The 10980-nt window shown below is 74.4% G+C and carries 8 protein-coding genes and 1 tRNA gene; 4 read left to right on the top strand and 5 right to left on the bottom strand.

Going from position 1 to position 10980, the window contains the following annotated elements:
- On the bottom strand, positions 1 to 1151 hold a 1151-nt coding region (locus EBH09_RS04820), incomplete at its 3' end, for a Gfo/Idh/MocA family oxidoreductase (protein ID WP_153182608.1).
- Between the two features lie 192 nt (positions 1152 to 1343).
- A complete protein-coding gene (locus EBH09_RS04815) occupies positions 1344 to 1691 on the bottom strand; it encodes a cupin domain-containing protein (RefSeq protein WP_121745722.1) in 348 nt (115 codons plus the stop codon).
- Between the two features lie 223 nt (positions 1692 to 1914).
- On the opposite strand from EBH09_RS04815, the gene EBH09_RS39795 reads away from it, so the two are divergent.
- Complete coding sequence (locus EBH09_RS39795) at positions 1915 to 2043, top strand: hypothetical protein (protein ID WP_274595128.1); 129 nt, start codon at positions 1915 to 1917, stop codon at positions 2041 to 2043.
- An 87-nt stretch (positions 2044 to 2130) separates the two neighbouring features.
- On the opposite strand, the gene EBH09_RS04805 is transcribed toward EBH09_RS39795, so the two are convergent.
- Positions 2131 to 3090, bottom strand: coding sequence for a bile acid:sodium symporter family protein (locus tag EBH09_RS04805; RefSeq protein ID WP_121745721.1), 960 nt, complete (start codon positions 3088 to 3090; stop codon positions 2131 to 2133).
- Positions 3091 to 3278: 188 nt separating this feature from the next.
- Here EBH09_RS04805 and EBH09_RS04800 point away from each other — a divergent pair.
- Positions 3279 to 3352 (top strand) — tRNA-Pro (locus EBH09_RS04800).
- Positions 3353 to 3681: 329 nt separating this feature from the next.
- On the opposite strand, the gene EBH09_RS04795 is transcribed toward EBH09_RS04800, so the two are convergent.
- Positions 3682 to 4761: a hypothetical protein gene (locus EBH09_RS04795; protein WP_121745720.1), complete on the bottom strand. Its 1080-nt coding sequence runs from the start codon at positions 4759 to 4761 to the stop codon at positions 3682 to 3684.
- Positions 4762 to 4839: 78 nt separating this feature from the next.
- On the opposite strand from EBH09_RS04795, the gene EBH09_RS04790 reads away from it, so the two are divergent.
- On the top strand, positions 4840 to 6654 hold the full coding sequence (locus EBH09_RS04790; protein WP_121745719.1) for a LuxR family transcriptional regulator: 1815 nt from the start codon (positions 4840 to 4842) through the stop codon (positions 6652 to 6654).
- A gap of 53 nt (positions 6655 to 6707) precedes the next feature.
- Here EBH09_RS04790 and EBH09_RS04785 read toward each other — a convergent pair whose 3' ends face one another.
- Positions 6708 to 9359 (bottom strand): CHAT domain-containing tetratricopeptide repeat protein, encoded by a 2652-nt coding sequence (locus tag EBH09_RS04785; RefSeq protein WP_193776172.1) that lies wholly within the window; start codon positions 9357 to 9359, stop codon positions 6708 to 6710.
- Positions 9360 to 9543: 184 nt separating this feature from the next.
- Between EBH09_RS04785 and EBH09_RS04780 the strand changes: the two genes are divergently transcribed.
- Positions 9544 to 10977, top strand: a complete 1434-nt coding sequence (locus tag EBH09_RS04780) for a S8/S53 family peptidase (RefSeq protein ID WP_121745717.1) — start codon at positions 9544 to 9546, stop codon at positions 10975 to 10977.
- Positions 10978 to 10980 lie beyond the last annotated feature (3 nt).

Here is a 10980-nt window from a genome sequence, read left to right as displayed (position 1 = left end):
CGGACCTCGGTCCAAGCCCTTCGCTCCGCCGACCGCGCCATCGCGTCCAGTACGGCCGCGCTGTGCACAGCGTCCGGCAGGGTGGCTCCGTGCGGGGTGCCCTCCGCGATCGAGCGCAGGAAGCGGTGGGCCTCCACCACCTTGAGGTCGTCGTAGCCCATGGCGTTCGCGGCTCCCGGCTGGAAGGCGGCGAACTCGCCGTGCGCGGGGCCGACGTAGACGGTACTGACCGGCTGGTCCTGGTACGCCGTGCCGCGGCTGACGCCCAGCTCGTTCATGCGGCGGAAGTCCCAGAACACCGCGCCCTTGGTGCCGTGCACCTCGAAGCCGTAGTTGTTCTGCTCGCCGACCGAGACCCGGCAGGCCTCCAGGACACCGCGGGCGCCGGAGGCGAAGCGCAGCAGACAGCTGACGTAGTCCTCGTTCTCGACCGGGCCGGGCTCGCCGCCCGCGGCCAGGGAGTGACCGGCGGTGGCGGCGGCCGGGCGGGCCCGCTCGGGCAGGAAGATCGCCGTGTCCGCGGTCAGCGACGCGATGTCGCCGAGCAGGAAGCGGGCCAGGTCGGCACCGTGCGAAGCCAGGTCGCCGAGCACCCCGCTGCCACCGCGCTCCCGCTCGTAGCGCCAGGTCAGCGCGGCCTCGGGATGGGCCGCGTAGTCGCTGAAGAGCCGGATGCGGACATGTGTGACGGTGCCGATCTCCCCGGACGTGATCAGCTCGCGGGCGGCCTCGACGGCGGGCGCGTTGCGGTAGTTGAAGCCGACCGCGCCCTGGACACCGGCCTTGGCGACCGCGTCCGCCACCGCACGGGCGTCGTCGGCGGTCAGGCCGACCGGCTTCTCGATCCAGATGTGCTTGCCGGCCTCGGCCATCGCGACGGCGATCTCGCGGTGCAGGAAGTTCGGAGCGGTGATGCTGACCGCCCTCACCCTCGGGTCGGCGGCCACGTCGCGCCAGTCCCGGGTCGTCGAAGCGAACCCGAACCGCGCGGCGGCCTCCTCCGCCCGCCCCGGCACGTCCTCGGCGACCGTCACCAGTTCCGGGTGCAGGGCGAGGTGCGGGTAGTGGTGCCGGACACGGGCGTACGCCTGGGTGTGCACCCGGCCCATCCAGCCGAAACCGACGACGGCGACACCCAGTGCGTCCACCATGAAAGCCCCTCTTCGGACCGGTCCCTGCTCTGTCCCGCCCACCCTCGGCGAGCAGAGGCATCATGTCAACCTTTTGACAGGACAAAGGAGCGGAGGAGGCAGGGGAGAGGGGGACAGGGGGAGCGGGGGGACAGGGGAGAGGGAGGGGGCGCGTGGTCGAGGACGTCGGGCCGCGGCCGCCGGCCGCGGGTCCTATCCGACGTTGATCGCGTACGCCTTGCGCAGCGTCTCGTGCACCGTCCACGTCGTGCGGTCACCCTCGCGCAGCACGGCCAAGTCGCCCGGCCCCACCGTCAGCGTCGGGCCGCCCTCCACCTCGATCGTGGCCGACCCGCTGAGCACGACGAACATCTCGTCCGCCTCGGTGTCGGTGACGACGCCCGGGGTGATCTGCCAGACGCCGCGCACCTGTCGGCCGTCCGCCGACTCCCAGACCACCTTGCCGGTCACCTCCGGGGTGCCGGACACGATCTGCGCGGGGGAGAGGGGCTCGGGTGTGAGCTCGGCGTCGGGGACGCGGACAACGAAGCTGTGGGTCATGCGGTGACGTTAACCGGGGCAGAGGAGGCTTCGGGGGTGACAGGGTGTGTCGTATCCGGTGGTGTGTGCGGACACTTCGTCGCCGGTGTCGGACTCGGCGGCCTGCTGCCGAGCGCGATCAGCATGGTCTCCGACTACGCCCCGCGCTGCCGCGCCGCCCTCACCGTCGGCCCGCTGATGACCGCCCACCACGCGGGGGCGTCCGCTCCGCCTACGTGGCCCTGTGGATCGTCGAGCCGCTCGGCTGGCGCGCTGCCTTCCGGGTCTGCGCATAGGCGTGGCGGCGCTGTGCACGGCGAAGCGGGCGGCCGCCGCCGACCCGGACGACCGGAAGCTGATGGGCGCGCACTGAGCACCGTCGGCGGTCGGGCGGACTCCGGACGCACCCCACGAGGGCCGGCGACCCGGTGGCCCGGCACCCCGCTCAGCCGACCGCGGCTCACCGCCCCCGGCGCGAGAACCAGGCCGCGGTGACCGCGCCGGAGACGTTGTGCCAGACGGAGAACACCGCGGCCGGCAGGGCCGCCAGCGGGCTGAAGTGGGCGGTGGCCAAGGAGGCCGCGAGGCCGGAGTTCTGCATGCCGACCTCGAAGGCCATGGCACGGCTCGCCGGTTCGCCGAGCCGGCCGATCCGCCCCGCGCCGTAACCGAGCGCCAGCCCGAGGCCGTTGTGCAGCACGACGGCGACGAACACCAGCCCCGCGGCCGACCTGATCGCGTCGGCGCTGCCCGCCACCACCACCGCCACGATCACCGAGATCGTCAGCGCGGACAGCCAGGGCAGCGCCGGCAACGCCCGCTCCACGAACCGCCCCGCCAGCAGCCGTACGGCCAGGCCGGCGAGGACCGGCAGCAGCACCGTCTTGAGGATGTCGGTGACCATGGACCCGGCGTCCACCGGGAGGTACTCGCCGGCCAGCAGCAGCGTCAGCGGCGGCGTGACCAGCGGGGCGACGAGCGTCGAGACGGTCGCGACGGAGACCGACAGGGCGACGTCACCCCGGGCCAGGTACGTCACCACGTTGGAGGCCGTGCCGCTGGGCGCGCAGCCGACGAGGATCACGCCCGCGGCGAGTTGCGGGGGAAGGTCGAGCAGGTGGGCGATGGCCCAGCCGAGTCCCGGCATGATGACGTAGTGCGCGACCAGCCCGAGGGCCACCGCCCAGGGCCGTTTGGCGACCCCGCGGAAGTCCTCCGGGGTCATGGTGATGCCCATGCAGAACATCACGACACCCAGCAGGTACGGCACCGACTCGCTCCACCCGGTGAAACTCCCGGGGAGCAGCAGGCCGAGGGCGCCGGCCGCGAGGACGAGGATCGGGAAGACGGTCACGGCGCGCCGCGCGGAGCGGTCGCCGGTGGCGTCGGCGCTGCGGTGTTCGGGTCGTTCGGTTCGCACCGTGCGAGGTAACGCCTGGTGGGCGGCGCGACGCAAAGCCGTCTCGCGATGTGATCATCGGGAGGTTTCACGGGGGCGCACGACAGCGCCGGCGCCCCGTCCTCCGACGACGCCCTCGCGGGCTCCGCCCCGCAGCGTGGATGAGGTAGTCTTGACCAGCGCGATCACACGCAACGTGGGCCGCGCACCGGGACGTGGCGCAGCTTGGTAGCGCACTTGACTGGGGGTCAAGGGGTCGCAGGTTCAAATCCTGTCGTCCCGACTTGCTTTCTTCGCAGGTCGTAGGCCGTTTCCGCCGAACAGCGGGAACGGCCTTTCTGTCGTTGCGCCGCTCACGACCTTGCCCCTCGGCCCTCCTTGGTGACTGAAGTAGCCGACCTGGGCGCCCGCCATCCGCTCCCGCGAGTCGGGGCTGTCCGAGGTACCCACGCGCGACGCACCCCGCGCAGCGGTCGTCGCCGTGTCCGCCGCCCCCTCGCGGCGGACACGGCGTAGCCGGGGCACGTCACCCTCCCCCGAAGGCGACGTGCCCCGGCCGTCCCCCGGCGCCGGTCTGTGGCCGTGGCGCCCGGGTGCTCTGGAGCCGCGCGGTCACCAGCACATGACCGCCGTCTCGCCCGCACCCCACGAGGAGTACAGACGCACCCGGACGACATAGCGGCGGCCCTTGACGAAGCGGGCCCTGATCGTGGCGTTGCGGGGTGTTCCCCCGTCGTCCAGACCGGCGAGGTAGCGGGGCACGCCGTCCCGCTCCTCGAAGATCACGACGACGGCGTCGCTGTCACCGAAGGTGCCCACGGTGTACTCCCGGGTCTCCGGCGGATCCACGCGGAAGTCGGCCTGCTCGCCCGGACCGAGACCGAGCGGCACCGAACGGAACGGCACCAGTGGGCCCGGCCGGGCGGTGGGCGGGTACCAGCGCAGGGCGAACTCCTTGTCGGCGGCGGACAGGGTGCCGGGCGGGTGCAGCCCCGAACGGTAGTGCTCCGGCTCCAGTATCAGCCCCGACGGGAAGGGGTACTCCATGATCGACTGCGGGTCCCAGACCGGGTTGTTGGCCTCGTCCGTGTCGAGCTTGCGCAGGATGTTGTGGAACGTCCGCTCCCGGCTCCAGTGGTTCGGCGGGCCCGCCAGTTCGGCGTAGACGGCCTCGTCGTCCCAGAGGATGCCGGCGAACGGGCTCTGGTGCTCGTGCAGCATGCCGAGCGCGTGCCCGATCTGGTGCAGCGCCGTCGCGCGCTCCCCGGACGCGGTCAGGTCCCAGCCGAAGTTCATCGTACGGTCGTTCAGTCCGACCCGGAGCGCGTCCTTGCCCACCGCCGACCAGGAGCCGTCACCGGGCTGGAAGCCTATCCGCAGCTCGGCCTCCGAGCGGTCGCCGACCTCGGCGAGGACGAGTCCGATGCCGAGGTCCTGCCACTCCCGGAAGCAGTCGCGCACCACGTCCCGCTGCTCGTCGGTACCCACCCACGACACCCGCCGGGGCCGGCCGGTGCCCGGCATGGGAACGACGGACGAGTCGGTGTCGCCACCGAGGAAGCAGTAGTGCAGAACCGTGCCGTTGACCCACATCCGCTGTCCGCCGACGAGCGCGGCGAGGCGCTCTGCGGCCAGCCCCGGCGCGAACACGGGGGCAGGCTGCTGCGCGAGCGAGCAGTAGCGTGCGGTCATGACCCCCAGACTGCCGTCCGGGGCGGCCCGGACGCCTGAGTCGGGGGCTACTCAAGTCACCCTGTATCAGGGGTGAGTATGCCGACTCATGTTGCCGTGACGACTTCTCCGCGGGACCCGAAGACCCTTCAGACGCCCTGGCCGTTCACCGGACGGGCGGACGAACTGGAACTGGTGCGCCGGTCCCTGACAGCCGGACGCGGCGGCATCGTGGTGACGGGCCCGGCGGGCTGCGGCAAGAGCAGGCTCGTGTCGGAGGCCGTCCGGGGCACGGACTGCGCCAGGGCGGCCGGGACACCCGAGACCCGGGAGATCCCCTTCGCAGCGTTCGCCCACCTGCTGCCCGAGACCGTCACCCTGCACCGTGCGGTACAACTCCTGTCCGGTGTCCGGCTGCTGCTGGTCGACGACGCACATCTGCTCGACGACGCATCCGCCGCACTCGTGCACCAACTCGCCCTGCACGGCCGCACCCGGCTCCTGGTCGTCGCCACGGAAGGCGTCCCCGTGCCGGGCGCGGTGTCCCGGCTGTGGTCCGGTGAGCTGCTGCCGCGCCTCTCCCTGGACCCGCTGCCCCGGGAGGAGACCGTCGACCTGCTCGCGGCCGGTGCGGGCGGCGCCGTCGAGCCGCTCACCGTCGACCGGCTGCACCGCCTGTGCCAAGGAGACCTGCGGCTGCTGCGCGAGCTGCTGACCGCCGTGTGCGAGCGAGGGCTGCTCGCACGGGTCCCGGACACGGACCAGCGGGAGTGGCGGGGACCGGTCCCGATCACCGCGGCCGTACGGGAACGCACCGCCCACGTCCTCGACCGCGCCCGCATCGAGGAACGCGAGACGCTCGAACGCCTCGCCTTCGCCGAGCCCCTTCCCCTCGGCCTGGACGCCTTCGACATATGGACCCTGGAACGGCTGGAGGCCGAGGGCGTGGTCGCCGTCGACGACCACGGTGCCACCCGGCTCGCCCACCCCCTGCACGGCCCCGTCCTGCGTGCCGCCGCCGGCCGGCTCCGGGCCCGACGGCTGGCCCGCACCCCGGACCAGTGCGCGTCCGCACTGGTGGCCGAGCGGGCCACCCTGTCCCTGCGCATCGAGCAGGGCGACGTACGGGCGGTGGAGACACCGGTGGGGGAGTGGCTGGTGGCCGAGGGAGCGCCCCTGCCGGTGGAGTACGCGGCGCTCCGCGCCCGGTTCGCACGCCTGCGCGGCCGGCTGCGCGAGGCCGCGGCCTGGGCCCGCGAGGGCCTGCGCGCCGGCCCCGACGACGCGTGGTGCCGCGAGGAACTCGCCCTGGCCGCAGCCCAGTCGGGCGACGCGACGGCGGAGAGCCACGGGGCGGCCGCGGCCTGGGCCGCCGCCGCACGCGGCGACCTGGACGAGGCGGTCCGGGCGGCCGCTCGCACCGGGGACCCGTACGACGCCGTCCGGCTCGGCGCCCCGGAAGGGTCGGCCGGCCGGCTGACCGGAGTCTTCGCCGCGCACGCCGACGCCCTGGTGCGGGGCGACGGACCGGCGCTGGACCGCGTGGCCGAGGAGCTGGAACGGCGCGGGTTCCTGCTCTTCGCGGCCGAGGCGCACGCCCAGGCGGTACGCGCCCATCGCGTCCCGGGCGCCGTCCGCACCGCCCGCACCCGTGCCGTCGCCCTCGCCCGGCGCTGCGAGGGCGCGCGCACCCCCGCACTGTCCGGTCTGGTGCTCGGTGAACTCACCGCCCGCCAGCGGCAGATCGTCACCCTCGCCGCCGCCGGTCTGAGCAACCGGCAGATCGCGGAGAGACTCACCCTCTCCGTCCGCACCGTCGGCAACCACCTCTACGGCGCCTATACCCGCCTCGGCGCGGGTGACCGCGGCGCCCTGCCCTGGCTGATGGAGCTGCCCGAGCCGCAATCCGCCTGAGCACGGAGGGGCCGCGGAGGGACCGCGGAGGGGCCACGGAGACAGGCCGGTGCTCAGGCCGCCCCGAACGCGGAGAACGCCCACCCCGTCGCCTGGTGCACCGCGTCGTCCGGCAGCGCCGCCCGCGCGTCGCGCAGCGCCTCCGCCAGGGACAGCCCCGCGTCCAGGCCTTTGTGCAGCGCGAGCATCAGCGGCACCACCGCCGCGTCGTTGACCGGCGCGCTGCACGCCACCACCCCGGCCGTACCCAGCGGCAGCAGCGCGGTGACCAGCCCGAGCAACTCGTCCGCGCCGACAGAGGCGAAGCGGGCGGTGTCGCAGCAGGACAGGATGATCCGGTACGGGCTGCGGTCCAGCCGCTCGAAGTCGTGCACGATGAGCGGCCCGTCCGCCATCCGCAGCGACGAGAACAAAGGGCTGTCCGCGCGGAACGTCCCGTGCGCCGCGATGTGCGCCAACGCCGCCCCGTCCAGCTCCCGCAACACCCGCGGCACCCGCGCCGCGGACCCCTCCAGCACGGTGGGCTCCTCACGCCGCCCGGCGCCGCCCTCCGGTCCGGCGGGCCGGGCCCCGCGTGCCGCCCAAGCCTCCTCGCCGCCCGGCGTCCGCGGCGACGTTCCGTACCGGTCGGCGAGTTCCGGTACCTCGGCACCGCCGCTCGCCAGCCCCGGCCCGCGCACCAGGACCTGACGGCCGCTCCGCGGGGGCGCGGTCTCCCTCGCGCGGAGCCAGCTGCTCGCGGACGGGGACACACTCAGGACCCGTTCGCGCAGTGCGGGCAGCAGGGCCCAGGGCACCCGGTGCAGCCGGCCCGGGGGGACCACGACGACCGGGACGGAGCCGAGGTGCGCCGCGGCGGGGCCCAGCAGCAGCTCCTGGAGGCGCGCGCCCGCCGCCTCCACCAGCGGCAGCCGGGCCTCCGCGCCCGGGTGGGCCAGACGCCGGAGGCCGGCCTGCACGTGCTCGGCCTCCCGCTCCGCATCGGCCAGCAAGCCGGCCTCGAACCGCCGTACCCGTCCCTGCCCGCACAGCAGTACGTGCACGCGTCCGTCGAGCACCGCCAGCTCCACCAGCCGCACGTCGTCGCCCAGCCGCCGCAGCAGGCGCCCCACGTCGAACCGGTCGCCGTCCCCCGGCGCCTCGCCGCGCATGTGGAGGGTTCGGGAACGGATCTCCCGTTCCAGGCGGCGCTGTTCGCGCTCCAGGGCGGGGACGGGACGGCCGCCGTCCGTCCGGGCCTCCTCCGCGCGGGCGGCGATCTCGCGGAACGCCGTCATGCCGCTCAGCAGCGCGGGGTCGGCCGGCGGCCGGGTCGGCGGCGCGGACAGCACGGTCGCGCGCCAGCGCTCGCTCCACACCAGCAGCCGCCGCGGCCCGCCCGAGACGAGACTCGCCCGCTGCGCCAGCGCCGCCAGCTCCGCGCCCTGCGCGGTGGCCCGTGCCCGCAACTCCGAGGCGCCCAGCGTCATCCGGTGGTCGTCGAGGACGTCCAGACCCCGCCGGCACGCCTCCAGCACGCCCCGCGCCGACCCCGCCCGCAGCGCCTGCGCCGCCCAGCCCGTCATCCGCGCCAGCGGCGGCCCGCTGTGCCGGCTGCGCGCGGCGACCGCCAGATGCCGTTCGGCGTCCGCCGTCCAGCCCAGCCCGAGCGCGATCCGGCCCGCGAGCAGCGACGCCTCCGGCGCGGCCGGCGCCCCGAAGGCGGCCAGCCGCTCCGCGACCTCCGCCGCGTCCGCGACCAGCCGGCCCGAGCCGCGCCCCGTCGCGACGCGCGCCTCGATCAGCACCAGCCGGGCGTGCGTCTCGTACCAGGTCCGCCGCTGCCCGGCGAACAGCCGTACCGCGACGGCCGCGCGCGCCAGCGCCGTCCGCGGATCACCAGCCAGCCGGGCCGCCCGCGCCGCGACCAGCAGCAACTCCGCCTTGCGGGTGGACTGGCCGCCGATCCCGTCCAGCGCGGCGATCGCCCCGTCCGCCTCGGTCAGCGCCTCCGTCGCGAGTCCCGCCGCCATCAGCACCTCGCAGCGCCGGATGGTGAGCATGAACGTCGGCGTGCCCAGCTTCGCGTACCGCTCCTCCGCCTCGTCCAGCAACCGCAGCGCCGCCGGCACGTCACCGGACCGGAACGCCGCGAGCCCTCGGCTCTCCACCGCGTCCGCCTTGTCGTGCTCCTGGCCGGTGGTGTCCCACAGCGCCTCCGCCGCGGTGAAGTCGGCGTCCGCCCGCTCCACCGCGCCGAGCGCCAGGTGCACGGTGGCCCGCAGGGTCAGCGCCCGCGCCGTCCAGATCACGTCGTCCGCCTGCCGCAGCACGGGAATCGCCCGCCGTACGTCCTCCAGCGCCTCGCCGTGCCGGCCCAGCACCCACCACACGTACGCCCGCCGGTACAGCACCCGCGCGCGTGTGTGCCCGGTACCGCGCGCCACGCCCCGCTCGAAGGCGGCCAGGCCCTCCCGGGTGCGGCCGGAGTGCACCAGCGCGACACCCAGCGTGGCCAGTACGTCCGCCTCCCGCTCGGCCGAGTCGGCGCGCGCCGCGAGATCGCGGGCGCGCCGCAGATGCGCCAGAGCCCGCCGGGTGTCCCCGAAGTCCCGCTGCCAGATGCCGATCACCTGATGGGCGATCGAGGCGTGCAGCGGTGAGGGATCGGCCCCGAGCAGGCCCTCCGCCCGCGCCAGCGCTTCGTTGGGGGCGGCGAACACCATCGGCAGCAGTTGGAGAACCGAGTCGCTTCCCGCTGTCACTCCACGGATGGTAGTGCTCCGGAACCGCACCACACAGGTCCGAGTCTGTATCAATCAGACGCCCCGGGACTCTGATTGTCGACCGTCGCCACGACCGTCGACGCGACCGCACCATCACCGCCGCCGTCTCAGTGGAGGACATGCCATGGCACCACAGCGTTTCCGCGAGCAGTTCGACCAGATCCAGCGCTCGATGCCGGACGTCCCGCTGGCGATGGGGCCGGACGACTCCGCCGAGTTCTTCTACGAGAAGGGCGTCGTCCTCGCCCGTGACGGTGAGGAGGCCCGCCTCGTCGAGGACACCGTGCGCGACCACTTCACCACGATGGCCGGCCTGACCCCGGACCACGTGCGCCGGGCGAGCCCCGAGACCAACCGCACCGGTATCACCCGCATCCGGGTCGCCGATCCGGGCGAGGGCGACCGCGGCGGGGATCCCACCGTCGCGCACGCCCTGCGCTCGCTCAGGACCGTGGAGGGACGCGCGGGCCGCCGGCTGATCAGCCGCAACCACGTCGTCTCCATCGCCGTGAACGCCTGCCCCGGCGACGAGCCCGTCCCCGTCCCGATCAGCGAGCCGCCGAACCCGGCCGCCGACGGGACGCCGTACGACGCCGGGACCGCCGTCGGCGTCCTCGTCATCGACACCGGCCTCATGCACGACTACCGGTCCTACCCGCTGCTGGCCCACACCGACGGCGACGCCCAGCTCAGGGAGTGCGACGACGACGGCATACTCCAGCAGTACGTCGGCCACGGCACGTTCATCGCCGGGCTCGTCGCCGCCGTCGCCCCCAACACCGAGGTGACCGTCCGCAACACCCTCAACGACGCGGGCGCCATCCTGGAGTCGGAGCTGGGAGAGAAGCTCTTCGAGGCCGTCGACCGGAGCGGCTGGCCCGAGGTCCTCAGCCTCTCCGCCGGCACCTCCAACGGCCGCGTCGACGGTCTGCTCGGCGTGCACGCCTTCATGGAGGAACTGCGCGACCGGCGCACCCTGCTGGTCGCCGCCGCCGGCAACAACGCCAGCGCCACGCCCTTCTGGCCCGCGGCCTACGCCGACCTGCCCGGCTGGGAGAACTCCGTGCTGTCGGTCGGCGCGCTGCGCGCCGACGGCGAGTTCGGCGCCTGCTTCAGCAACCACGGCGGCTGGGTCAAGGCCTACGCCCCCGGCGAGCGCCTCACCAGCGCCCTCACCGGCTTCGGAACACCCGTGCCGTACGTCTACCAGCACTCCACCTACGACGCCTGCCGGTACGGCTTCGGCTACGCCTGCACCTGCCAGTACCCCCCGCACAACGGGGTCCTGAGCGAGCCGGGCGAGGCACCCGCCAAGCCGGACCAGGTGATGTTCGAGGGGCACGCGCAGTGGAGCGGCACCTCCTTCGCCACCCCAGTCGTCGCCGGCCTGGTCGCCTCCCACATGACGGCGCACAAGGAGCGGGACCCGCGCGCGGCCCTCAAGCAACTGCTCGCGGCGAACACCGAGTACGCGGAGGTGCGCGGCGCGCACGTACCGGCGCTGCTGCCGCCCACCTGGCGCCCCGTCACCCTCGACCCGCCGTCCGGTGAGGCGTGAGCG

The organism is Streptomyces sp. E2N166 (genome assembly GCF_003671715.1).
Lineage (GTDB): Bacteria > Actinomycetota > Actinomycetes > Streptomycetales > Streptomycetaceae > Streptomyces > Streptomyces thinghirensis.
The sequence above is the reverse complement of the archived record's forward strand: the minus strand, read 5'-3'. Positions and strand labels throughout refer to the sequence as shown.

Bases quoted from the DNA above. Each gene is read 5' to 3' on its own strand.
- EBH09_RS04815 (WP_121745722.1), bottom strand. From the start codon at position 1,691: ATGACCCACAGCTTCGTTGTCCGCGTCCCCGACGCCGAGCTCACACCC.
- EBH09_RS04795 (WP_121745720.1), bottom strand. From the start codon at position 4,761: ATGACCGCACGCTACTGCTCGCTCGCGCAGCAGCCTGCCCCCGTGTTC.
- EBH09_RS04790 (WP_121745719.1), top strand. From the start codon at position 4,840: ATGCCGACTCATGTTGCCGTGACGACTTCTCCGCGGGACCCGAAGACC.
- EBH09_RS04785 (WP_193776172.1), bottom strand. From the start codon at position 9,359: ATGGTGTTCGCCGCCCCCAACGAAGCGCTGGCGCGGGCGGAGGGCCTG.
- EBH09_RS04780 (WP_121745717.1), top strand. From the start codon at position 9,544: ATGGCACCACAGCGTTTCCGCGAGCAGTTCGACCAGATCCAGCGCTCG.